Consider the following 25,412-nt stretch of genomic DNA (forward strand, 5'->3'; position numbering starts at 1 on the left):
TAAAAGGTGCCGGATTGAATTCACGCTAGTCGAACCTGAGCGAACTTACTTCTTCTTCGCTTTCGGGTTCGGCAGGTCGGTGATGCTGCCTTCAAAGATTTCAGCCGCCAGACCAACAGACTCATGCAGCGTTGGGTGCGCATGGATGGTCAGTGCGATATCTTCTGCATCACAGCCCATCTCGATCGCCAGACCGATTTCACCTAACAGTTCACCACCGTTAGTGCCGACAATCGCACCACCGATAACACGGTGAGTTTCTTTGTCGAAAATCAGTTTGGTCATACCGTCAGCACAGTCAGACGCGATAGCACGGCCAGACGCTGCCCATGGGAAGGTCGCGGTTTCGTAGCTGATGCCTTTCTCTTTCGCTTCTTTCTCGGTCAGACCTACCCACGCCACTTCCGGTTCGGTATAGGCGATAGAAGGAATCACTTTCGGATCGAAGTAGTGTTTCTTACCGGAGATCACTTCGGCAGCAACGTGGCCTTCATGCACGCCTTTGTGCGCCAGCATCGGCTGACCGACGATGTCGCCGATAGCATAGATGTGCGGCACGTTGGTGCGCATTTGCTTATCAACGTGGATGAAGCCGCGATCGTCAACTTCCACGCCCGCTTTGCCAGCATCCAGGTTTTTGCCGTTCGGTACACGACCGATAGCAACCAGAACCGCATCGTAACGCTGTGGCTCGGCTGGCGCTTTTTTGCCTTCCATCGTCACATAGATGCCGTCTTCTTTGGCTTCTACTGCCGTCACTTTGGTTTCCAGCATCAGGTTGAACTGCTTGCTGATACGCTTGGTGAAGACCTTAACGACATCTTTGTCAGCAGCCGGGATAACCTGATCGAACATTTCAACGACGTCGATCTGTGAACCCAGAGCATGGTAAACGGTACCCATTTCCAGACCGATGATACCGCCGCCCATAACCAGCAGACGTCCTGGGACGTTTTTCAGCTCCAGCGCATCGGTAGAATCCCATACGCGCGGGTCATCATGAGGAATGAAAGGCAGTTGGATTGGACGTGAACCCGCCGCGATAATCGCGTTATCGAAGTTGATCGTCGTTTTGCCGTTTTCACCGTCAACTTCCAGCGTGTTGGCACCCGTGAATTTGCCCAGACCGTTAACAACTTTAACTTTACGGCCTTTCGCCATGCCAGCCAGACCACCGGTCAGTTGGGTGATGACTTTTTCTTTCCACAGACGGATTTTATCAATGTCGGTTTTAGGTTCACCGAACACGATACCGTGTTCTGCCAGTGCTTTGGCTTCTTCAATGACTTTAGCAACGTGCAGCAGGGCTTTGGAAGGGATACAACCAACATTCAGACACACCCCACCCAACGTGGAGTAGCGCTCTACCAGTACGGTTTCCAGACCCAAATCCGCCGCGCGGAATGCAGCAGAGTAACCCGCGGGGCCGGCACCAAGTACCACTACCTGAGCTTTAATTTCAGTACTCATCATGACCTCTTAATTGATTTCCGGCGGGTCTGTGACGTCATTGTTATTGAGTCTTAACGCCCTCTTCCACCGGGACGTGTCTTTGCCGCAGTAGTTTACAAAATCGTTAACAATTTTGAAACAACAAGCGACTAACGATTTGTCCTTGATCACTGACAGCTGTAACAAATAACAGCTTATCAGAAAAAAGCCGGCCGTCAGGCCGGCTTTTCGATTACATCACCAGACGGCGGATGTCAGACAACGTGTTGTTAATGATGGTAATGAAGCGAGCACCATCAGCACCGTCAATGACACGGTGGTCGAAGGACAGAGACATCGGCATCATCAGACGCGGAGTGAACTCTTTACCATTCCAGACCGGTTCCATCGCGGACTTAGACACACCAAGAATAGCGACTTCCGGCGCGTTGACGATCGGCGCAAAGTGCGTAGTCCCGATGCCACCCAGGCTGGAGATCGTGAAGCATCCGCCCTGCATTTCGCCAGCGGTCAGCTTACCGTCACGGGCTTTCTTGGAGATCGCCATCAGTTCGCGAGACAGCTCAGTGATGCTCTTCTTGTTCACGTCTTTAAAGACCGGAACCACCAGACCGTTCGGGGTATCAACCGCAACACCGATGTTGATGTATTTCTTCAGCGTCAGACGTTGCGCATCTTCAGACAGTGAACTGTTGAAGCGTGGCATCTGCTCAAGCGCAGCGGCAACGGCTTTCATGATGAAGACAACTGGGGTGAATTTCACATCCAGTCTACGCTTCTCAGCTTCGGCGTTCTGCTGTTTACGGAACGCTTCCAGATCGGTGATGTCAGTTTTGTCGAAGTGCGTAACGTGTGGGATCATCACCCAGTTACGGCTCAGGTTAGCACCAGAGATTTTCTGGATACGGCCCAGTTCCACTTCTTCCACTTCACCAAACTTGCTGAAGTCGACTTTCGGCCATGGCAGCATGCCTGGCAGACCGCCGCCAGCGGCAGCAGCTGGCGCAGACTCAGCGCGTTTCACTGCATCTTTCACGTAAGCCTGAACGTCTTCGCGCAGGATACGGCCTTTACGACCAGAACCCTTCACTTTTGCCAGATTCACACCGAATTCACGTGCCAGACGACGGATAACCGGCGTTGCGTGAACGTAAGCATCATTCTCAGCGAACTCGCTCTTGCCTTCTGCTTTCGCAGCCGGTGCAGCAGCAGGTTTTGCCGCTGGAGCTGGTGCAGCCGCCGCTTCTTGCTTGGCAGCTGGAGCCGCCGCAGGTGCAGCGCCTTCCACTTCGAAGACCATGATCAGTGAACCGGTTTTCACTTTGTCGCCGGTGCTGATTTTGATTTCTTTAACCGTACCCGCGAACGGCGCAGGGACTTCCATTGAAGCCTTATCGCCTTCAACGGTGATCAGTGATTGCTCAGCCGCGATTTTATCGCCAACTTTAACCATCACTTCAGTCACTTCGACTTCGTCACCGCCGATATCCGGTACGTTGACTTCTTTCGCCGCAGAGGCCGCTGGCGCAGCTGCTGCAGGAGCAGCGGCTTGTGCCGGAGCGGCAGCAGATGCTGCACCCGCCACTTCGAATACCATGATCAGAGAACCGGTAGAGACTTTATCGCCGGTGCTGATTTTGATCTCTTTAACCGTACCTGCGAAAGGTGCCGGGACTTCCATAGACGCTTTGTCGCCTTCTACGGTGATCAGAGACTGTTCAGCAGCAACGGTGTCGCCCACTTTAACCAGCACTTCAGTCACTTCGACTTCGTCACCGCCGATATCCGGTACGTTGACGTCTTTCGCTGCTGCCGCCGCTGGGGCAGCAGCCGGAGCCGCTTCTTTCTTCTCTTCTGCCTTGGCAGGTGCAGCATCAGCTGCACCGTCGGCGGAATCGAAAATCATGATCAGTTTGCCAGTTTCAACTTTGTCACCGACAGAGACTTTAATCTCTTTCACGACACCAGCCTGCGGAGAAGGGACTTCCATAGAAGCCTTATCACCTTCAACCGTGATCAGCGATTGTTCAGCTTCAACTTTATCGCCAACCTTCACCAGCACTTCGGTGACTTCAACTTCATCTGCACCGATATCCGGTACGTTGATTTCGATAGCCATGTAATCTTTACCTCTTATGCCAGACGCGGGTTAACTTTATCTGCATCGATGTTGAATTTAGTGATGGCATCTGCAACCACTTTTTTATCGATTTCACCGCGTTTAGCCAGTTCACCCAGAGCCGCAACCACGACGTAAGACGCATCCACTTCGAAGTGGTGACGCAGGTTCTCACGGCTGTCAGAACGACCGAAACCGTCAGTACCCAGTACGCGGTAATCGCTAGCTGGGATGAAGTTACGGATTTGCTCAGCAAACAGCTTCATGTAGTCAGTAGATGCCACCGCTGGCGCATCGCTCAGTACCTGAGCCACGTAAGGTACGCGTGGCGTTTCGGTTGGATGCAGCATGTTCCAACGCTCACAATCCTGGCCTTCGCGTGCCAGTTCAGTGAAGGAAGTCACGCTGAATACATCAGAACCGATGCCGTAGTCTGTCGCCAGAATCTGAGCCGCTTCACGTACGTGACGCAGGATAGAACCTGAACCCAGCAGCTGCACTTTACCTTTGCTACCGTCAACCGTTTCCAGCTTGTAGATACCTTTACGGATACCTTCTTCCGCACCCTGCGGCATCGCAGGCATGTGGTAGTTTTCGTTCAGCGTGGTGATGTAGTAGTAAATGTTTTCCTGTGCTTCGCCGTACATGCGGTGCAGACCGTCATGCATGATGACCGCAACTTCGTAGGCGAATGCTGGATCGTAGGAAATACAATTCGGGATAGTCAGAGACTGAATATGGCTGTGACCATCTTCGTGCTGCAGACCTTCGCCGTTCAGCGTCGTACGACCTGAAGTACCACCGATCAGGAAGCCACGAGCCTGTTGGTCACCCGCTGCCCAGCACAGGTCGCCGATACGTTGGAAACCGAACATGGAGTAGTAGATGTAGAACGGGATCATCGGCAGGTTGTTGGTGCTGTAAGACGTTGCCGCCGCCAGCCAGGAAGAACCTGCGCCCAGCTCGTTGATACCTTCCTGCAGAATCTGACCTTTCTGGTCTTCTTTGTAGTAAGCAACCTGCTCACGGTCCTGCGGAGTGTACTGCTGGCCTTTCGGGCTATAAATACCGATCTGGCGGAACAGACCTTCCATACCGAAGGTACGCGCTTCGTCAGCGATGATTGGAACCAGACGATCTTTGATAGATTGGTTCTTCAACATCACGTTCAGGGCACGAACAAATGCGATAGTGGTAGAGATTTCTTTGTTCTGCTCTTCCAACAGGGTGCTGAAATCTTCCAGCGTTGGTAGTTCCAGCTTCTCATCGAAGTTCGGCTGACGAGACGGCAGGTAGCCACCCAGTGCCTGACGACGTTCGTGCAGGTATTTGTACTCTTCAGACTCTTTATCGAAAGTGATGTACGGCAGTTTTTCGATATCGGCATCAGATACTGGCACGTTGAAGCGGTCACGGAAGTAACGCACGCCATCCATGTTAACTTTCTTAACCTGGTGAGCGATATTCTTACCTTCAGCCGCGTCGCCCATACCATAACCTTTAATGGTATGTGCCAGAATAACGGTTGGTTTGCCTTTGGTATCCTGCGCTTTTTTCAGTGCAGCGTAGACTTTCTTCGGATCGTGACCACCACGGTTCAGTGACCAAATTTGATCGTCGGTCCAGTCTTTAACCAGTTCTGCCGTCTCCGGATATTTACCGAAGAAGTGCTCACGCACATAGGCACCGTTTTTGGATTTGAAGGTCTGGTAGTCACCGTCAACGGTTTCTTCCATCAGTTGGATCAGTTTACCGCTGGTGTCTTTACGCAGCAGTTCGTCCCAACGGTCGCCCCACATGACTTTGATCACATCCCAGCCAGCGCCGCTGAAGATACCTTCCAGCTCGTTGATGATCTTACCATTACCGGTAACAGGACCATCCAGACGCTGCAGGTTACAGTTGATGACGAACACCAGGTTGTCCAGTTTTTCACGGGTCGCGATAGTGATCGCACCTTTGGATTCTGGTTCGTCCATTTCACCGTCGCCCAGGAAGGCATAAACGGTTTGCTTAGAGGTATCTTTCAGACCACGGTTTTCCAGATACTTCAGGAATTTAGCCTGGTAGATAGCACCGATCGGGCCTAGACCCATAGAAACGGTCGGGAACTGCCAGAAGTCTGGCATCAGTTTAGGGTGCGGATAAGAAGACAGACCGTTACCGTGAACTTCCTGACGGAAGTTGTTCATCTGGTCTTCAGTCAGACGGCCTTCAAGGAAGGCACGAGCGTAAACGCCCGGAGAAATGTGGCCCTGGAAGTAGACCAGGTCGCCGCCGTCCTGCGCAGTGCGAGCACGGAAGAAGTGGTTAAAGCACACTTCATAGAAAGTGGCGGAAGACTGGAAAGAAGCCATGTGGCCGCCCAGATCCAGATCCTTTTTAGAAGCACGCAGTACTGTCATGATCGCGTTCCAGCGGATTGCTGAGCGAATACGACGTTCCAGATCCAGATTACCAGGGTATTCCGGCTCGTCTTCCACTGCGATGGTGTTGATGTATTGACGTGCAGCTGTACCAGCAGCAACGCTGACACCGCCTTTACGTGCTTCACTCAGAACCTGATCAATCAGGAACTGGGCGCGTTCAACACCCTCTTCACGGATGACCGATTCGATCGCCTGCAGCCAGTCGCGGGTTTCGATCGGATCCACGTCATTATTTAAACGATCTGACATGGTTATTCCTTATCTTCTCTAATCAGTTAGTTTATGGAGCCTGTCTTCCTGCACTCTGACTCAGGTTTCGTCCTAAGCAAAACGCATGAAGACAGGCTCATCGTCGTCATTACCGCATTCAGAGCCCCAAATTACGGATGCTCAATCCCTGCGTTGCTGGAGCCGACGCAGCGATCTCTCGCGCCGACTATGTTCCCGGTTAAGATCCAGCAATACTTCCTCAATAAACGCCAGATGACGGTGTGATGCTTCGCGCGCCTTTTCCGGCTCACGGGCAACAATCGCCTCAAAAATGCTGGCGCGATGAATGCTAACCTGAGCCAACACTTCACGGCTCAAATAAAGCAATTCAAAATTCTGCCTCACGTTCTGTTCGAGCATCGGCCCCATACAGCGCACCAAATGCAGCAACACCACATTATGCGTGGCTTCTGTTACAGCAACCTGATACTGCATAACGGCTTCTGACTCGGCGTCCAGATCGCCCGCTTCCCTCGCCTTCTCAATCACGGCATGACAATCCCGGATACGTTGCAGATCCGACTCTGTGCCACGCAACGCAGCATAGTAGGCAGCAATGCCTTCCAGCGCATGACGCGTTTCCAGAAGATCGAACTGTGATTCGGGATGTGTGCTCAGTAATTCTGCCAGCGGATCGCTGACACTTTGCCATAGATTGGCTTGAACGAAGGTACCACCACCCTGACGGCGCAAAAGGAGACCTTTGGCTTCCAGGCGTTGAATGGCTTCTCTCAGAGAAGGGCGGGAAACATCGAACTGTTTTGCCAGTTCGCGCTCCGGTGGGAGCTTCTCGCCGGGGCGCAAGGTTCCCTCAAGGATCAGAAACTCCAGCTGCTGTTCAATCACATCTGACAGTTTGGGCTGACGGATCTTGCTGTATGCCATAGTGAATTCTTCTCTGCGAATGGCGCGGAGTCAATTGGTAATACCAATTTCAAAAACGTGACGCTAAAGTAACAAAGTATTCACCTTCTGTCCATAAGGACCTTGAGCTAAATCACCAATCCCACCAGTTTTTAACAAATGCACGAGAAACATGCAGCAAAGCGATAGCCCGCCTGTGGTATTACCATTAATCCCCTCTGTCTATATTTTAACTTTTTTGAAACGTAAAGCAGGCATTGCTGAACCGTTTAAATACAAAAATAGTGAATTTTTATTCAAAAATTAAGATTTTTTATTCTTTATGAAATAGCACGATCATCAGTAGCGCCCTATTGGGGTAAACACTATTTTTACAGCAGGGATAAAGAGATAATAAAAGGGAGTAAACCTAAAGGAGTAAAAACCCTCCTCCCATCCTAAAAAGTCATCTCTCGATTTTCCCGCCATCACGTTCTTAATCGGGGAGAAGTAAAAATTTTGATGTGGCGATAGTTTTTAATTATCAGACTATAAGAAATCAGTGCAATCTTGAGCACTTACCACTATTCTCTGGAAAACGGTAGGTGTTTTCTTATTTTAAGATATTCCAAACCGTAAAAATAAAATTACACAAACGTACAGTCACTAATACGCGTGTTCGTTCACACCGTGTTTTTTACTTGCACTGGCAGAGGGTTAAATTTGATGGATAATCAACAAGCGGACGGCACGCTAAAACGTGGTTTGAAAAACCGTCATATTCAGTTGATTGCCTTGGGTGGCGCGGTAGGTACTGGCCTCTTTCTTGGTATTGCGCAGACAATCAAAATGGCCGGGCCATCGGTCCTGTTAGGCTATGCGATTGGCGGGCTGATCGCGTTTCTCATTATGCGCCAACTGGGCGAGATGGTGGTTGAAGAGCCGGTAGCCGGATCGTTCAGCCACTTTGCTTATAAATACTGGGGCGATTTCGCGGGCTTCGCATCGGGATGGAACTACTGGGTGCTGTATGTGCTGGTCGCCATGGCCGAGCTCAGCGCCGTGGGGATTTACGTCCAGTACTGGTGGCCAGACATTCCGACCTGGGTGTCCGCCGCCGTCTTCTTCCTGCTGATTAACGCCATCAATCTGGCGAACGTCAAAGTCTACGGTGAGATGGAGTTCTGGTTTGCCATCATCAAAGTTGCCGCGATTATTGGCATGATCGTCTTCGGTGGCTGGCTGCTGCTCAGCGGTACGGGCGGGCCGGAAGCGACCGTAACCAACCTGTGGGCGCAGGGCGGGTTCTTCCCGAACGGCGTGCTCGGTCTGGTGATGGCAATGGCGGTGATCATGTTCTCATTTGGCGGGCTGGAACTGGTGGGGATTACCGCAGCAGAAGCGGATGACCCAGAGAAAAGCATTCCACGCGCGACCAATCAGGTTATCTACCGCATCCTGATTTTCTACATCGGTTCACTCGCTATCCTGCTGTCACTGTACCCGTGGGGCAAGGTTGTGGAAGGTGGTAGTCCGTTCGTCATGATCTTCCATGAACTGAACAGCAACGTCGTAGCAACGGTGCTGAACATCGTGGTGCTGACCGCGGCGCTGTCCGTTTACAACAGCTGCGTGTATTGCAACAGCCGCATGCTGTTCGGTCTGGCGAAACAGGGTAACGGACCAAAAGTACTGAAAACCGTCGATGCTCGTGGCGTCCCGGTTGTTGCTATCGGTATCTCCGCGCTGGCAACGGCGCTGTGCGTACTGATCAACTACCTAATTCCTGGCAAAGCGTTCGAACTATTGATGGCGCTGGTTGTATCTGCTCTTGTGATTAACTGGGCGATGATCAGTCTGGCGCACCTGAAGTTCCGGGCGCAAAAGGACAAAGAAGGTACGGTGACCAAGTTTAAAGCGCTGCTTTATCCGCTGGGTAACTATATCTGTCTGCTGTTCCTTGCGGGTATATTGGTCATCATGTTCCTGACGCCGGGTATTCAGATTTCCGTCATGCTGATTCCGGTCTGGCTGGTTATTCTGGGCGTAGGCTATTTTATCAAAAAGAAAAATCAGCCGACGTAAGCCTAAGCCTCAGCGTTCACCCCATCCTTTTCATGGCCGACTCTGTCGGCCATTTTCATATTTGCCACGTCCATCACACTTTGCTCCACCCGACCCGTTTGTCCATTTTTGCAACCGATTTCATACGCTCTTTTATCCCTATCGAGGGGAATAATCGTGCTTACACGTTAAGCACAGGAGTCGTATTCATGAAGAACAACGCACTGTCCGTTAAAGAAAAGATCGGCTACGGAATGGGTGACGCAGGATGCAACATGATTGGCGGAGCCATCATGCTATTTCTGAGCTACTTCTACACCGATATCTATGGCCTCTCGCCAGCCTTGGTCGGCACCCTGCTCCTCTCCATTCGCGTTATCGATGCCGTCACGGATCCGATTATGGGCGCGATCGCCGATCGCACCCAAAGCCGCTGGGGTCGCTTTCGGCCTTATCTGCTTTGGGTCTGCGTGCCCTACGTTCTGTTCAGCGTCCTCATGTTTACCACACCGGACTGGAGCTACAACGGCAAAGTCATCTACGCGTTCGTCACCTATTTTCTGATGTCGCTGACGTACACCGCCATCAACATTCCTTACTGCTCGCTTGGCGGCGTGATCACCGCTGACCCGCATGAGCGCGTGTCCTGCCAGTCATACCGCTTCATCATGGTCGGTATCGCCACACTCATTCTCTCTTCGACGCTGCTGCCTATGGCAGAGTGGTTCGGCGGCGAGGACAAAGCGCGCGGCTACCAAATGTCGATGGGCGTGATGGCGATCATTGCCCTATTCATGTTTCTGTTTTGCTTTGCCACCGTTCAGGAGCGAATTAAGCCCGCCATCCCCACCAACGATGCGCTGAAAGCAGACTTGCGAGACGTCTGGAAAAACGACCAATGGCCGCGCATTCTGCTGTTAACCCTGTGCAACGTCTGTCCCGGATTTATCCGCATGGCAGCCACGATGTACTACGTCACCTGGGTGATGGGAAAATCCGCCTCATTCGCCAGCCTGTTTATCAGTCTCGGCGTGGTCGGCATGATGTTCGGCAGCGCATTGGCGAAGCCCCTGACTGACCGTTTCTGCAAGCTGAAAGTGTTTTTCTGGGTCAACATCGCGCTAGCGATCTTCTCCAGCGCCTTCTATTTCTTCAACCCTCACCTGACCAGCTTTATTCTGGTGATGTACTTCCTGCTGAACGTTCTGCACCAGATCCCGTCCCCGCTCCACTGGTCGCTGATGGCCGATGTGGATGACTACGGCGAGTGGAAAACCGGCAAGCGAATCACCGGGATCAGCTTCTCAGGCAATCTGTTCTTCCTAAAAGTCGGGCTGGCGATTGCAGGGGCGATGGTCGGCTTCCTGCTGTCCTACTATGGTTATGATGCCAACGCTCCACAGCAAAATGCAGAAGCCATGAACGGCATCATTATGTTGTTCACCCTTATTCCCGGCGTAGGCTATTTGATTACCGCAGGCGTTGTGCGTTTGCTGAAGGTTGATCGCGAGCTTATGCAGCAAATACAAATCGATCTGGAAAAACGCCGTAATAACTATCGGGAACTGAGCGAGAGCCGTGACAGTCAGTCACTCAACGTCAAAAGAGGAGGAGAGAATGATGAACCCACATCAATGGCCTAACCCACTGATTGAACAACGGGCTGACCCTTTCATTCTTCGCCACACGGATGGACAATATTATTTTATTGCCTCGGTACCTGAATACAATCGGCTCGAAATTCGCCGAGCCAGTTCGCTGGAGGCTCTTGCCCACGCGACACCGGTAACGATCTGGCGCAAGCATGAACGCGGCCCGTTAAGTGCGCTGATTTGGGCACCGGAGCTGCACGTGATTAACGGCAAATGGTATGTCTATTTCGCCGCCGCGCCGACGGAAGACATCAAAGACGGCTTATTCCAGCACCGCATGTTTGCGCTGGAATGTGCAGACAGCGACCCGCTAAAAGGCAACTGGGTCGAAAGAGGCCGGATTTATACGCAATTCGATACCTTCTCGCTGGATGCCACCCACTTTGAACATAAAGGAAAACGCTACTATCTGTGGGCGCAAAAAGATCCCGCGATTGCAGGTAATTCGAATCTGTATCTGGCGGAAATGGAAAATCCGTGGACGCTGAAAGGCACGCCGGTCATGTTAAGCAAGCCAGAATTACCGTGGGAAGTGATTGGTTTTAAAGTCAACGAAGGGCCCGCCGTCATTAAGCACGGCGAGCGTCTCTTCATCACCTATTCCGCCAGCGCTACCGATGAAAATTACTGTATCGGCTTACTGTGGGCGAATGCAGGCAGCGATCTGTTGAACCCGACAAGCTGGCATAAATCGCAGCAGCCGGTCTTTACCACCAGCCGAGCAAACCGGCAGTTTGGACCAGGCCATAACAGCTTTACCCAAACAGAAACGGGTGAAGACGTTCTGGTTTACCACGCCCGCAACTACACGGAGATCGAAGGCGATCCGCTGTATGACCCAAATCGCCATACGCGGATTAAAACCTTCATCTGGGATCGTGACGGTATGCCGGTGTTCGGCGAACCGCCCGCAGACAGGCAATAAGCGAGAAACGGGTGTGCTGGGACGTCGGTTGGGACGTACATTTAGAAATTAAACCAGCGCACCGTATATCGTCAGAAGCGCGACGACGACCACTAATGCCAGCGTCACCTTTTTCGCTAGCGTCACGGCGGCTTTGGGCGTCTCCACAGGCTCAACGTGGGATTCACGCGCGAGAGAAAATTGGGCCAGTTGAGTCAACACCCAATACTGTGAACTGCGGGAATCCCCCAACGAGGCGAACCACGCAGGCAGCGCTTTCTCTCCGTGCCCCAGCAATGCATAAGCGGCACCGACCAAGCGGGCGGGAATCCAATCAAGCCAATGCAGTAAACTATCGACGCCAGACTGCGCGCGCTCCAGCGGGGTGTGGTGGCGGGCAAGCCAGGTCTGTCTGGCGCGTAAAAATGCATACCCCGTCAGCGCAATCGGCCCGTAGGGTCCAGCAGCGATAAACCAGAACAGCGGCGCTAAATAAAACCGGAAATTTATCCACAGCAGCGCATTTTGCAGCTCTTTCAGTTGCTCTTCTTCTCCCGTGCCAACGGGCAGACCGTGAATCAGCGCCAGTTCAGCCGCCATTTCCCGGCGGGCATCCGCCTCGCCGCGCTGTGCCGCCTGCAAATAGCGCCGATAGTGCTGACGGATTTCACCCGCGCCAATGCACATCAGGCTGATAACAATCCACAGCAAAAGAGAAATCAGGCCGAACAGAATGCCGCTCGTGAGCCACAGCAAGCCCGCCACGATGCCCATGCTGCAGAGCGTCAGGAACAGCGTTTGCAATAAAGACGGAGACGGTACGTGCCGGAATACAACCTCAAGCCGATGATCGATCTGCCAGTGCTCGCCCTGTTTGAACAAGCGTTCCCATGCCAGCGTAAGCAAAAGTGTAAACAGCGTCATTAATCCAGACTCCCTTTATTCTCTGTCCAGTTTTCTTGTAGCAGGCGGTGATAGCCGTCCCAGTCAAATGCCGGTCCGGGGTCGGTTTTACGGCCCGGCGCGATGTCGCTGTGTCCGGTAATGCGCGATAGCGTAATAGGATAGGCCCGCATTAATAGGCGTGTAACCGCCACCAGCGAGTGATACTGCTGCGCGGTAAAAGGCAGCGTATCCGTCCCTTCCAGCTCAATGCCAATAGAGAAATCATTACAGCGTTCCCGACCTTCAAACACCGACACACCAGCATGCCAGGCGCGCTGCTCGAAAGGCACATACTGTGTGATTTGCCCATCGCGGCGAATCAGGCAGTGTGCCGCGACGCGTAAATGGGAAATGTCGGCGAAATAAGGATGCGCAGTGGGATCCAACGTCGCCGTAAACAGTTGATCGATATACGGCCCGCCAAACTCGCCGGGCGGCAGACTGATATTGTGGATCACCAGTAGGGAAGGCACCTCATCATTCGGGCGACCATCATAATGCGGTGAAGGCGTGTGTGTAATGTCGGATAACCAGCCATTTTCCAAAAGCATCGGCGATAACCTCGCATCGTATCGTTTGCCGGCTGAATCAGGCGAAAAATCAATTTCCGGAATAAAAACAATGTCAGATATAAAAATAATGTCAGGTGTAAAAACAATTGTAGCCAAAAGGTGCTTGTCTCCAAGATACCATGTTTCGCGCCACGCTATCTATTCAACTGGATATCAATAGGTTTTACCGTTTGTTTTGTGATATTCCCGTCGCTTTCCTGCCCAAACGCAATACCGATACCTTTTTTAGTAAGGTGAAATCCCTAACACCATTATGTGATTAAAATCACATTACAAATGTAATGGCATAACAAAAGGCAATCGTTTTCGTGCATTGCGTCTATTTTTACTTAAAATGCATGACAAAATTATCTTCTGATTTTTTTAGATATTACCAAAACTTATTTTGCGGTCTTACGTACGACGTAAATAACGTCTAACACTATGGTACTTAACATGAAAAAAACTTTCGCCGCAGGCGCGTTGCTCGCACTGTCATGCTCAATGCCTGCTCTTGCCGACAGCAATAAAGCCGAATACCTGTCCGACTGGTGGCACCAGAGCATTAACGTCGTCGGTAGCGCCCACACGCGTTTCGGGCCGCAACTGAACAGCACGACTTACCTGGAATACGAAGCATTTGCGCGTAAAGACTGGTTCGATTTCTACGGCTACGCCGATGCGCCTAAGTTTTTTGGTGGCGATCCCGACAGCCGTGGCATTTGGGACAAAGGCTCTCCGCTGTTTGTCGAGATCGAACCACGCTTCTCCATTGATAAACTGACGGGCGCTGATCTGAGCTTTGGTCCGTTTAAAGAGTGGTACATCGCCAATAACGTTATTTACGATCAGGGTCGCAACAGCGGTTCACGCCAGAGCACCTGGTACATGGGCTTAGGTACCGATATTGATACCGGCACCGACCTGTCTCTGTCAGTGAACGGTTATGCCAAATACCAATGGCAGAACTACGGCGCCGCTAACGAAAACGAGTGGGACGGCTACCGGGTAAAAGTGAAATACTCTTACCCACTGGGCTCAATGCTGGGCGGCAACGTCTCGTATATCAGCTTCACCAATTTCGATTTTGGCTCAGAACTGCGTGATAAATCGAATTCCAGCCGCACCAACAATTCCATTGCCTCCAGCCATATTCTGGCGCTGGGCTACGACCACTGGCACTACTCTTTCGTCGCTCGTTACTTCCACAACGGCGGCCAATGGGCTGATGGCGCAGAACTTAATTTCGGCAAAGGCCCGTTTGAAGTGAAATCTACCGGCTGGGGCTACTACCTGGTCGTCGGTTACAACTTCTAAAATCGCCTCCTCTTTCCGGCGACCACGGATGTTCGCCGGAAGATTAATAACAGTAACCAACTGAATTGTAATAACTATTCATTCTGGATGTCCTGATGTAAACAAGGTAGCATAGACCTCCGAATCCCCCCTTCGGAGTTTTGTCATGTCAACGCGTCGCTACAGTCAGGAACAACGCCAACAAGCCTTGCTCGCTCGTATTGCACAAGATATCCCCGCCAGCGTGCAACTGGCCTTGCGTGAAGATTTAGGTGGCATCGTCGATGCTAATCAAGACATTACCGCGCTTCTGCTCCCCGACAACGAGACCGTCAGCGCACGCATTATCACGCGTGAAGCGGGCATATTCTGCGGTACGCGCTGGCTTGAGGAAGTCTTTTCTCAATTAGGCGACACGACAACGATCGTCTGGCACGTTGCCGATGGCGACGCTATCACGCCCAACCAAACGCTGTGTGACATCACAGGGCCAGCTAAACAGCTCCTGACAGGCGAACGTACCGCGCTGAACTTCCTGCAAACGCTATCCGGCGTCGCCACTGAAGTCAGCCGCTATGTTGCCGTATTGCAGGGAACACGCACTCGACTGCTGGATACGCGCAAGACGCTGCCGGGTCTGAGAACCGCACTGAAATACGCCGTATCATGCGGTGGCGGAGACAACCATCGACTCGGTTTATCCGACGCCTTCCTGATCAAGGAAAACCACATCATCGCCGCGGGCTCAATCAAAAATGCGGTAGAAAAAGCGCAGTCTTTACGCAGCGATGTTCCGGTAGAAGTTGAAGTCGAATCGCTGGATGAATTACAGCAAGCGCTGGAAGCGGGCGCCGATATCATCATGCTGGATAATTTTAGTCTGGATAACATCCGGGAAGCTGTTAGCACCACACAAGGCCGCGCGCTGCTGGAAATATCCGGCAATGTCACCCTCGACACGCTGCGTGGCTACGCTGAAACGGGTGTGGACTATATCTCCGTGGGGGCGCTAACCAAGCACGTACAGGCGCTGGACTTATCCATGCGCTTCATCTAACCGCTCTTCTATTTCTATCGGCGAGGTGCTATTTCGCATCTCGTTCACCTCTCGACACCCCATCCTCTCGCACACCATCGTAACAACACACACTGCAAATCCCGCGCGGACTTCCTGTCCGACAGCGTGAAAATTGCGTCTCTGCTCGCAAAAAATTTTCAATCCTCTGCAAGTCCGCTAAAAACCTGTCGTAGCGCTTTCCTGTTTCACATTTCCCCGCTCGTCAGCCTTCGCTCCCTTTTCTATGCTGCCGCATCCGTATGGATTTCTGCACCGAAGCCTTTCATTTATGTGCCACAAAATTTATATGCAACAACAGGGAAATCAACATGATAAAACAGCAAGGATTTACGCTGATTGAGCTAATGATTGTTATTGCGATCGTCGCTATCCTCAGCGCTATTGGCGTACCGGCTTATCAAGGCTATCTGCAAAAAGCTGCGCTAACGGACATGCTGCAGACGATGGTGTCTTATAAAACGCCCGTCGATCTCTGTGGTCTGGAAAATGCCGCGTTTACCGCCTGCAATGCAGGTAATCAGGGAATTCCGGGCAGCAAATCTTCACGCTATGTCAGCGCCGTTAGCGTCGCTCAAGGAGTGATTACGCTGACTGGCCAATCCACACTGCAAGGGCTGCGCGTTATTCTGACGCCAACGTGGGATACCGAAACTGGCGCTTCACGCTGGACGAAAAACTGTGCCACGGACGACAGCACAGAAAGCCTGCAATCTGCCTGTCAGGACGTTTTCCGTTTCGATAACACGGCGGGTTAATCATGACGGACTCATCCTTCTCCTCTGAGCATACGCTCAGCGAGCTACAGACGCTGTGCCGACGCTATCAGGCATTGTTGCTTAGTCTTGATGAACAAACGCTGTCGGTCGCCGTCACGGCTTCCCCTTCTGCGGAGATGATTGCCGCGCTGCGTTTCGCCAGCAATCGCCGCATTATGGTAGAACAATGGCCACAGGCCAGAATGGAACAGCAGCTTAACCCGGTGAACGCCGTTGCCGAACCCGCAGAAACCTACCATGCCAGCACATCAGCTAACACTTATCGCAACAGCGCTGGGCAACAGGATCATGACGATGACTCCCCCGTTGCACAGTTTATCCATCAAACGCTACGTCTCGCCGTTCAGCGTCGCGCCTCTGATATCCACTTTGAGCCGTTACTGGACAGCTATCGCGTCCGATTACGTATTGACGGCGTGCTACAGGCCATATCCGCACCGCCGCCCGAACTGACAAACCGTATTACCGCACGGCTGAAAATCATGGGTAAGTTGAACATCGCCGAACGGCGTTTGCCGCAGGATGGCCAGTTCAGCCTGACGCTGGATCAACAAGCCTATTCGTTGCGCATTGCTACGCTGCCCGTACAACAAGGCGAAAAAGTCGTACTGCGTATTTTGCAAACGCATCAGCAGGAGCTGGCACTGGATAAACTTGGGCTAACCGCAAAGGCGTTACAGCAGTTGATTAGCGTGCTGAGCGCCTCACAGGGAATGCTGTTAGTCACGGGCCCGACAGGTAGTGGCAAAACCGTCACGCTTTACAGCGCGATACGCTGGCTGAACGAGTGCAGCCGCAATATCTGTAGCGTAGAAGATCCGGTCGAAATTCCCTTGCAGGGCATCAACCAAACGGCAATCAATCCCAAAGCCGAACTGGGCTTTGGCCGAATTTTACGAGCGCTGCTACGACAGGATCCAGACGTCATTATGATCGGTGAAATCCGTGACGCTGAAACCGCAGAAATTGCGGTAAAAGCCGCACAAACTGGCCATCTGGTCATGTCCACGCTGCATACCAATTCTGCCGTAGAAACGTTAACTCGCCTCAGTCATCTGGGCATCCCCGGCTACCTGTTAGCCGCAGCGCTAAAACTCATTATTGCCCAACGCCTTGTACGTCGGTTATGTCCGCACTGTAAAACGCCGGGAGAACCGCTACTTTCACTGCCAAACGACGTATGGCAAGGGGCACTGCAACATTGGCAAGCCCGCGGCTGTAGCCACTGTTTTTCTGGCTACTATGGCCGCGTCGCGCTCTATGAATTGTTGCCTATCACGCCAGATTTTCAGGCAGCGCTAGCGAGCAACGCCAGCACGGGGGAATTATCTGCGTTGTCTCGCCATTCAGGTTTTCCAACGTTGCTGGCCGCAGGGCTTGAGTTGGTCAACGAGGGCCTGACCTCACTTGCTGAAGTCTACCGTGTGGTGGGCGATGAGCGGTCAATAAATCAGGAGGCGCAATGAGGCTACAGCGCTTATATCACTGGCAGGCCATCACGTCCGAGGGCGAATTTATCGCTGGAGAACTCATTAGCACACATCGCCAGCACGCCTATGCCAGCCTGATTGCACAGGGTTACCAGCCGCTTCTCGTCAAAGCCGGCCATTACCTATCGCTACGCTACTGGAAACGTGAACAGCTAGGCGAGTCAATCAAACAGCTTGCTGCCCTGCTACAAGCCGGATTACCGCTGCTGGAAGCATTAAAATTGGTCTCGGAACAGCACGAGCGCCCCGGCTGGCGCTGCGTATTACGGGATGTGCGTACCCATGTTGCTCAGGGAAATTCGTTCTCTGAGGCACTACAGGAATACCCGCATATCTTTCCCGTTCTGTATCGTTCCCTCATTGCCGTCGGCGAATTGACCGGGAAGCTAGACGCATGCTGCCTACAGTTGGCACAACAGCAAGAAAAACAGTCCAGGCTGCAACAGAAAGTCATCAAAGCGCTACGCTATCCCTGCTTTGTTTTGGCAATTGCCCTACTGGTCAGCATGATGATGTTAACGCTGGTTCTGCCCGAGTTTGCGTCGCTCTATTCCTCGTTCGATACGCCGTTGCCGTGGTTTACCCGTCAGTTGCTTTATCTGGCAGAAATCATATCTGACTATGGACTGATTGGGTTGCTGATACTTAGTTGCTTGGTGGTGGGGTACGCCCGCTTGAGGCAGAAACAGCCATTGTGGAAAACCCGAGAGCAAGAATGGCTGCTGAAGCTTCCTATCGTATCCAGCCTGTTACGCGGTAAATCGCTGAACCAGATATTCCATATTCTCGCCATGACGCAACATGCCGGTTTGACGCTCCCGGAAGGGCTGGATGCCGCCGCGACGATCCGTCACACGCTTTATCAGGCCGCAATTCAACAGATACAAGTGCAACTGCATCAGGGGACGTCGCTATACCATGCCACACAGCATCACACCATGCTGTTCCCTGCGCCCTGCCCGCAGCTGATCCGCGTGGGGGAAGAAACCGGGGCGTTGGATGCGATCTTTACACAGCTGGCAGAATGGCATGAAGGTCGGGTACAACAGCAGGCAGACATGCTGACACAAACGCTGGAACCGGTGCTGATGATGGTCGTCGGGGGAATGGTCGGGGCGCTGGTGATTGGCATGTATTTGCCTATCTTCCAGTTGGGGAATGTATTGGCCGGTGCCTGAACCGACCAATACAGCATACAAACAGCGACAAGCTACGTCGTACGCACCTCCGCTACCAGCGGAAAGACGGCGCGTAACGGCGGCAACTACCCGTTGAAAATACGGTTTTCCTGCTCGGCCACGCGGATAAACGTTGTACGCTTCGTCAGCTCTTTCAAACGGGATGCACCAACATAGGTACAGGCCGAGCGCAGGCCGCCGAGAATATCACGCACGGTATTGTCTACCGGACCACGCAGAGGCAATTTCACGGTTTTTCCTTCCGCAGCACGGTACTCTGCCACGCCGCCAACATGACGCTCCATCGCAGATGCAGAGCTCATACCGTAGAACAGCATCATTTTCTCACCGTTTTCTTCCACAATGGTGCCTTCACATTCATCATGCCCTGCCAACATACCGCCCAGCATGACGAAATCGGCTCCGCCGCCAAATGCTTTCGCGACATCGCCCGGCATGGCGCACCCGCCGTCGCTCACGATTTGCCCACCGAGGCCATGTGCTGCATCGGCGCATTCGATCACGGCAGAAAGCTGAGGGTAGCCTACACCCGTTTTAACGCGCGTCGTGCAGACAGAACCGGGGCCAATGCCAACTTTCACGATGTCCGCGCCGGAGAGGATAAGTTCTTCCACCATTTCACCGGTCACGACGTTTCCAGCGCAGATAACTTTGTCTGGGCAGGCCTCACGCGCTTTTTGCAGGAACGTCACAAAGTGCTCAGAATAGCCATTGGCGACATCGATACAGATAAATTTCAGCTCAGGCGACAGCGCCAAGATTTGCTTTAGCTTGATAAAATCAGCCTCAGATGTCCCGGTCGAGACCATTACGTGGCGCAATACCGATGCCGGAGTGCGTTGCACAAACTGAGACCATTGTTCGACAGAGTAGTGTTTATGGACAGCCGTCAGAACATCAAAAGAGGCCAGGACTTCCGCCATACTAAACGTACCCACGGTATCCATATTGGCGGCGATAATCGGTACGCCGGACCAGTTGCCGCCGGCATGGAGGAAAGTGAATTGACGTTCCAGTTCAACGTCGGAGCGGCTTTTCAGCGTCGAACGCTTTGGCCGGATGAGAACGTCTTTAAAGCCTAACTTTAAATCTTCTTCAATACGCATGAGGTTCGAGTTCCTGGTTAGTGACGGCGGAATACTCAGTATCGTTACTGAGCATAATCATTTCTGAAAAAATAATAGCCCTTTACCAGTGACGTTATCATACGCAGGAATAATCCTGCGGCAAGACTGCGATTTTCACTTTATTTGGGATAAAATCAGAGAAATTTACCTATCACCCAGCAAAGTGATAACGTGAAGCACACTGCGGTTGATACCTGATTGACTTCAGGGGGACGGGAAGAGATTCCTCACCCTTGAAAATAGTAGAAATGTTAACTTTTCAATACGGGTGCAATGACATACATCGTAGCCTTAACGGGCGGTATCGGCAGCGGAAAAAGCACCGTAGCCGATGAATTTGCCAAATTAGGAGCCACTATCGTTGATGCGGATATCATCGCGCGTCAGGTAGTCGAGCCTGGGGAACCCGCACTGGATGCCATCAGGCTCCGGTTTGGCGACGCTATGCTCAATACCGATGGTTCATTGAACCGTGCCGCACTACGCCAACAGATTTTTTCCTCACCAGAGGAGAAACAGTGGCTGAATAATTTACTCCATCCGTTAATCCAACAGGAAACACAGACCCAGTTTCAGGCTGCATCCGCACCGTACATTCTGTGGGTCGTCCCTTTATTGGTGGAGAACGGTTTACAACAGCGAGCACAGCGTGTTCTGGTCGTTGATGTAGACAAAGAAACTCAGCTTGCACGTACGCTGGCCCGCGATGGCATCAGCCGGCAGCAAGCAGAAAACATACTGGCAGCACAGGCTACTCGAGAACAGCGCCTGGCTTATGCCGATGATATTATTGATAACAGTCGCTGCCCAAACGAGCTGGCTCCACAGGTTGCGGAATTACACCGCCAGTACCTGGAGCTCGCCGCCTCCGCAGCCGACAGGATGACTAAGAATGAGTGACGCCCCCTCAACGATTTTATTCGAATACCCGCTGAACGAAAAAACACGTACCTGGTTGCGTATCGAATCATTATTGCAGCAGCTACATCAAAACCACTCCCTGACCGATATGGGAGGCGCTCTAACATTTTTTCGTGCTATCGCCGAACTGCTTGATGTGCTGGAGCGTGGAGATGTCCGTACCGAGCTGCTGAAAGAACTGGAGCGGCAACAGCAAAAACTGCTACAATGGAGTGATGTTCCGGGCGTTGACATGGAACGCATCCATACGTTGAGACGCCAGTTGAAAGATCTGGCCAGTACGTTGATGGCCGCACCACGAATGGGGCAGTTCCTACGGGAAGATCGCCTGATTGGCATGGTACGCCAGCGTCTTGGCATTCCCGGCGGATGCTGTAGTTTCGATCTTCCCACTCTGCATAGCTGGCTGCATCAGCCTCAGGAGTTGCGTGAGAAATTGGTTTCCGGCTGGCTTAACTCCTTGTCACCGCTCAAACAAGCGCTGGATATGATCCTGGAACTGATCCGCCATTCTGGCACGTTCCGCCCGCAGACCAGCCTGAACGGTTTTTTCCAGGACAATGCCTCCGATGCTGATCTGCTACGTTTGCGCCTTGAGCAAGTACATCAGCTCTATCCGCAAATATCTGGCCATAAGACACGCTATGCCATCCGTTTTCTGCCATTAGATAGCGAAAACGGCCACATTCCTCCGCGTTTAACCTTTGAACTGGCCTGCTGCTAGACTAAGCCCCCTGACAGACAAAAATGTGTTACGTACCAATATGTGTTAAGTACCAAATAGAGTGAAAAGAATCTTATGACAGCAGAAATTACGACGGTGAAGTGCCCAACCTGCAAGCAGGCGGTTATCTGGGATGAAACCAGCCTCTATCGCCCATTTTGCAGTAAACGTTGTCAGCTCATCGATTTGGGTGAATGGGCAGATGAAGAAAAGCGCATTCCAAGTGATGATATGGTTTCTGATAGTGAAGACTGGAGCGAAACGCGCTAACGGCCACGTTTCGCGATAACGACTTTCACACAGGTAAAGCTAGATTAAAGCGATTTCAGCCAGCGGATCATCTCCGCATTCGCTGGCGGAAATTCGTCCTCACGTAGTTCTTCTACGCTCACCCAGCGTGATTCCTGACCTTCCCGACCATAGGGTTCCCCCAGCCACGTTTCAACCAGGAAGAAATGAAGCGTGATGATTCTCTCCGGCGTAGAAAACGTCTTGTCGTTCAGCGGCTGTGGTGCGCTGGCTTCGATGCCCGTTTCTTCACGCAGTTCACGAATCAGCGCCTGCTCTGGCGTTTCGCCTTCTTCAACTTTACCGCCGGGAAATTCCCACATCCCTGCCATATGAACGCCATCAGGGCGGCGAGCAATGAAATATTGCTGCTCCGAATTGCGGATGATGCCGACCGCGACGGATAACTGTTTTTGCGTCATGACACTTCCTATCAGATTCTTATCAAGTAAAAGGCGGTCAATGACCGCCCTTATACTTATCACATTTTAATCACTGGACTCAGCAGCCAATTATTTCTGTAAGCGACCGTGGCACTGCTTATATTTCTTGCCTGAACCACATGGGCAAGGGTCATTACGTCCAATTTTACGATCTGCCTGCGCTGGTGAACCGGTGTTCAGGCTATCTTCTTCCTGATGGCTAAACTGTTGCTGCTGTGCCAAACGCTCAGCTTCTTCGCGGCGTTGCTGCTCCAGCGCTTCAATTTCTTCCGGCATTCTCACCTGGACCTTGCTCAGCGTACTGATCACTTCATATTTCAATGATTCCAGCATCGCGGCAAACATAGAGAACGACTCACGCTTATATTCTTGCTTCGGATCTTTCTGTGCATAGCCACGCAGATGAATACCCTGACGCAGGTAATCCATTGCCGCCAGATGTTCTTTCCACAAGGAATCCAGCGTCTGCAACATCACGCCTTTCTCGAAGTTGCGCATAACTTCAACGCCAACCACTTCTTCTTTGCGATGATAAACCTCAAGCGCCTGCTGGAAAATACGCTCACGTAGCGTTTCTTCATGCAGCTCAGGCTCTTTATCCAGCCACGCCTTGATCGGCATATCCAGATCGAAGTCGTTCTTCAGGCGCTGTTCCAGACCTTCCGTATCCCACATTTCTTCCAGAGATTCCGGTGGAATATAGCTGTCGATAGTCGCTTTAAACACATCCTCACGAATACTGGTGATGGTTTCGCTGATATCGGACACATCCAGCAGTTCGTTACGCTGTGTGTAGATCGCACGACGTTGGTCGTTCGCCACATCATCGTATTCCAGCAGCTGTTTACGAATATCAAAGTTACGGCTTTCTACTTTACGCTGTGCGTTAGCAATCGCCTTGGTGACCCACGGGTGCTCAATCGCTTCGCCCGGTTTCATCCCCAGCTTACGCATCATATTAGAAACGCGATCGGAGGCAAAAATACGCATCAGCGCATCTTCCATCGACAGATAGAAGCGTGATGAACCCGCATCCCCCTGACGACCGGAACGACCACGCAGCTGGTTATCGATACGGCGAGATTCATGGCGCTCTGTACCGATAATGTGCAAGCCACCCGCAGCCAACACCGCATCATGGCGCTCTTTCCAAGCCGCTTTGATTTCTGCAATTTGCGCGTCATCTGGGTTTTCCAGATGTGCGACTTCGGCCTGCCAGCTACCACCCAATACGATGTCCGTACCACGACCGGCCATATTGGTCGCGATGGTGACTGCACCAGACTGACCCGCCTGTGCAACGATGTCCGCTTCCATGGCGTGGAATTTCGCATTCAACACATTGTGTTTAATGCCCGCTTTTTCCAGCGCCTGAGAAACCACTTCTGATTTCTCAATGGAGATCGTACCGACCAGAATAGGCTGGCCTTTTACAGAGCGGTCTTTGATATCCTCAATGATGGCATCAATTTTTTCCTGCTCGGTCATGTAGACCAGGTCAGGCAAGTCTTTACGAATCATCGGACGGTTAGTCGGCACCACAATCGTATCCAGCTTATAGATGGAGCTGAATTCGAACGCTTCGGTATCTGCCGTACCAGTCATACCCGCCAGTTTTTCATACAGGCGGAAGTAATTCTGGAAGGTAATGGAAGCCAGCGTCTGGTTTTCATTCTGAATGGCCACCTTCTCTTTCGCTTCCACAGCCTGATGCAGACCATCAGACCAGCGACGCCCTTGCATGGTACGGCCGGTGTGTTCATCGACGATGATGACTTCACCGTCTTTCACAATGTAATCAACATCGCGGGTAAACAACACGTGCGCACGCAGTGCAGCAGTCACATGGTGCATCAGCATAATGTTGGTCGGAGAGTACAGCGACTCGCCCTCTTCCATAATGCCTTCTTTCACCAGCAGTTCTTCCACCAGAACCAGACCACGCTCGGTGAGGTTAACCTGACGTGCTTTCTCATCAACAGAGAAGTGGCCTTCACCGTGGAAGGTATCCGAATCTTCTTTCTCCTGACGGATCAGGTTAGGGATGATTTTATTGACGCTGATATACAGCTCAGAGCTGTCTTCAGCCGGGCCGGAAATGATCAGCGGCGTACGCGCTTCATCGATCAGGATGGAGTCAACCTCATCCACCAGCGCGTAGTATAATTTACGCTGCACGCGCTCTTCCGGGCTGAACGCCATGTTGTCACGCAGGTAGTCAAAACCGTATTCGTTATTGGTACCGTAGGTGATATCTGCGGCATAGGCTTCACGCTTCGCTGGAGCCGGCATTCCCGGCAGGTTGATACCGACGCTCAGGCCAAGGAATTCAAACAACGGACGGTTATTCTCGGCATCACGCTGTGCCAGATAATCGTTCACGGTAACCACGTGTACGCCACGACCAGTCAGCGCATTCAGGTACGCAGGCAGCGTTGCCGTCAGTGTTTTACCTTCACCGGTACGCATCTCCGCGATGCAACGTTCGTTCAGTACCATACCGCCGATAAGCTGCACATCGAAGTGACGCATGCCAAAGACACGCTTACTGGATTCACGGACTACCGCGAAGGCTTCTGGCAACAGGTTCTCCAGCGTCTCACCTTTTTCCAGACGAACCCGGAACTCTAGCGTTTTTGCTTGCAGTTCTTCATCTGAAAGTTTTTCCATTTCTGGTTCTAAACGACCGATGACATCAACATTTTTACGCATACGACGCAGCGTACGATCGTTACGGCTACCAAAAATTTTGGTTAGGATATTCATGACCATAATAGTTTTAATCTCACAAGTGCCACGTATCCAGTGGCAACACAACATCGAAAAACTGAGAAACTCAGC

At 52.0% G+C, this 25,412-nt stretch carries 20 protein-coding genes; 11 read left to right on the plus strand and 9 right to left on the minus strand.

Translation table 11 applies throughout. From position 1 onward, the window contains the following. Positions 1-45: 45 nt before the first annotated feature. The 4 genes from lpdA to pdhR form a co-directional block, all read right to left on the minus strand. Complete coding sequence (gene lpdA / locus NXT09_RS07545) at positions 46-1,470, minus strand: dihydrolipoyl dehydrogenase (RefSeq protein ID WP_010306320.1); 1,425 nt, start codon at positions 1,468-1,470, stop codon at positions 46-48. Positions 1,471-1,684: 214 nt separating this feature from the next. Next, positions 1,685-3,571: a pyruvate dehydrogenase complex dihydrolipoyllysine-residue acetyltransferase gene (aceF, locus tag NXT09_RS07550; protein WP_268579313.1), complete on the minus strand. Its 1,887-nt coding sequence runs from the start codon at positions 3,569-3,571 to the stop codon at positions 1,685-1,687. Positions 3,572-3,585: 14 nt separating this feature from the next. Continuing rightward, positions 3,586-6,249 (minus strand): pyruvate dehydrogenase (acetyl-transferring), homodimeric type, encoded by a 2,664-nt coding sequence (gene aceE / locus NXT09_RS07555; RefSeq protein WP_268579314.1) that lies wholly within the window; start codon positions 6,247-6,249, stop codon positions 3,586-3,588. Between the two features lie 141 nt (positions 6,250-6,390). Next, positions 6,391-7,155: a pyruvate dehydrogenase complex transcriptional repressor PdhR gene (gene pdhR / locus NXT09_RS07560; RefSeq protein WP_010306328.1), complete on the minus strand. Its 765-nt coding sequence runs from the start codon at positions 7,153-7,155 to the stop codon at positions 6,391-6,393. 684 nt (positions 7,156-7,839) lie between these two features. Here pdhR and NXT09_RS07565 point away from each other — a divergent pair. The 3 genes from NXT09_RS07565 (at position 7,840) to NXT09_RS07575 (ending at position 11,754) form a co-directional block, all read left to right on the plus strand. Next, positions 7,840-9,198, plus strand: coding sequence for an amino acid permease (locus NXT09_RS07565; protein WP_205551660.1), 1,359 nt, complete (start codon positions 7,840-7,842; stop codon positions 9,196-9,198). Positions 9,199-9,386: 188 nt separating this feature from the next. Next, complete coding sequence (locus NXT09_RS07570) at positions 9,387-10,820, plus strand: glycoside-pentoside-hexuronide (GPH):cation symporter (protein WP_205551662.1); 1,434 nt, start codon at positions 9,387-9,389, stop codon at positions 10,818-10,820. After that, a complete protein-coding gene (locus NXT09_RS07575; RefSeq protein ID WP_268579413.1) occupies positions 10,798-11,754 on the plus strand; it encodes a glycoside hydrolase family 43 protein in 957 nt (318 codons plus the stop codon). Before NXT09_RS07570 ends, NXT09_RS07575 begins: the two co-directional genes overlap by 23 nt. 48 nt (positions 11,755-11,802) lie before the next feature. On the opposite strand, the gene ampE is transcribed toward NXT09_RS07575, so the two are convergent. After that, positions 11,803-12,657: a beta-lactamase regulator AmpE gene (gene ampE, locus NXT09_RS07580; protein WP_205551666.1), complete on the minus strand. Its 855-nt coding sequence runs from the start codon at positions 12,655-12,657 to the stop codon at positions 11,803-11,805. Next, positions 12,657-13,229, minus strand: coding sequence for a 1,6-anhydro-N-acetylmuramyl-L-alanine amidase AmpD (ampD, locus tag NXT09_RS07585; protein ID WP_268579315.1), 573 nt, complete (start codon positions 13,227-13,229; stop codon positions 12,657-12,659). Before ampD ends, ampE begins: the two co-directional genes overlap by 1 nt. A gap of 456 nt (positions 13,230-13,685) precedes the next feature. On the opposite strand from ampD, the gene NXT09_RS07590 reads away from it, so the two are divergent. The 5 genes from NXT09_RS07590 (at position 13,686) to hofC (ending at position 19,047) form a co-directional block, all read left to right on the plus strand. Further along, on the plus strand, positions 13,686-14,546 hold the full coding sequence (locus NXT09_RS07590) for a nucleoside-specific channel-forming protein Tsx (RefSeq protein ID WP_039283422.1): 861 nt from the start codon (positions 13,686-13,688) through the stop codon (positions 14,544-14,546). Between the two features lie 145 nt (positions 14,547-14,691). Beyond that, positions 14,692-15,582: a carboxylating nicotinate-nucleotide diphosphorylase gene (gene nadC, locus NXT09_RS07595; RefSeq protein ID WP_268579316.1), complete on the plus strand. Its 891-nt coding sequence runs from the start codon at positions 14,692-14,694 to the stop codon at positions 15,580-15,582. 329 nt (positions 15,583-15,911) lie between these two features. Continuing rightward, on the plus strand, positions 15,912-16,358 hold the full coding sequence (ppdD, locus tag NXT09_RS07600; protein WP_240583765.1) for a prepilin peptidase-dependent pilin: 447 nt from the start codon (positions 15,912-15,914) through the stop codon (positions 16,356-16,358). Between the two features lie 2 nt (positions 16,359-16,360). Continuing rightward, a complete protein-coding gene (gene gspE, locus NXT09_RS07605) occupies positions 16,361-17,845 on the plus strand; it encodes a type II secretion system protein GspE (RefSeq protein WP_268579317.1) in 1,485 nt (494 codons plus the stop codon). After that, complete coding sequence (gene hofC / locus NXT09_RS07610) at positions 17,842-19,047, plus strand: protein transport protein HofC (RefSeq protein ID WP_268579318.1); 1,206 nt, start codon at positions 17,842-17,844, stop codon at positions 19,045-19,047. The genes gspE and hofC overlap by 4 nt, the downstream gene beginning before the upstream one ends. An 86-nt stretch (positions 19,048-19,133) precedes the next feature. On the opposite strand, the gene NXT09_RS07615 is transcribed toward hofC, so the two are convergent. Continuing rightward, complete coding sequence (locus tag NXT09_RS07615; protein ID WP_010681506.1) at positions 19,134-20,174, minus strand: GMP reductase; 1,041 nt, start codon at positions 20,172-20,174, stop codon at positions 19,134-19,136. A 294-nt stretch (positions 20,175-20,468) separates the two neighbouring features. Between NXT09_RS07615 and coaE the strand changes: the two genes are divergently transcribed. The 3 genes from coaE (at position 20,469) to yacG (ending at position 22,110) form a co-directional block, all read left to right on the plus strand. After that, entirely contained in the window at positions 20,469-21,095 is a 627-nt protein-coding gene (coaE, locus tag NXT09_RS07620; RefSeq protein ID WP_268579319.1) for a dephospho-CoA kinase, read from the plus strand. Continuing rightward, entirely contained in the window at positions 21,088-21,840 is a 753-nt protein-coding gene (zapD, locus tag NXT09_RS07625; protein WP_010681508.1) for a cell division protein ZapD, read from the plus strand. Before coaE ends, zapD begins: the two co-directional genes overlap by 8 nt. 75 nt (positions 21,841-21,915) lie before the next feature. After that, positions 21,916-22,110, plus strand: a complete 195-nt coding sequence (gene yacG / locus NXT09_RS07630; RefSeq protein WP_205551680.1) for a DNA gyrase inhibitor YacG — start codon at positions 21,916-21,918, stop codon at positions 22,108-22,110. Between the two features lie 44 nt (positions 22,111-22,154). Here the strand turns inward: yacG and mutT are convergent, their stop codons facing one another. Together mutT and secA are read right to left on the minus strand one after the other, a co-directional pair. Beyond that, entirely contained in the window at positions 22,155-22,550 is a 396-nt protein-coding gene (mutT, locus tag NXT09_RS07635; protein ID WP_268579320.1) for an 8-oxo-dGTP diphosphatase MutT, read from the minus strand. A gap of 90 nt (positions 22,551-22,640) precedes the next feature. Continuing rightward, on the minus strand, positions 22,641-25,343 hold the full coding sequence (gene secA, locus NXT09_RS07640; protein WP_268579321.1) for a preprotein translocase subunit SecA: 2,703 nt from the start codon (positions 25,341-25,343) through the stop codon (positions 22,641-22,643). Between the last annotated feature and the right edge of the window lie 69 nt (positions 25,344-25,412).

It is taken from the genome of Pectobacterium jejuense (assembly GCF_026800125.1).
Lineage (GTDB): Bacteria > Pseudomonadota > Gammaproteobacteria > Enterobacterales > Enterobacteriaceae > Pectobacterium > Pectobacterium jejuense.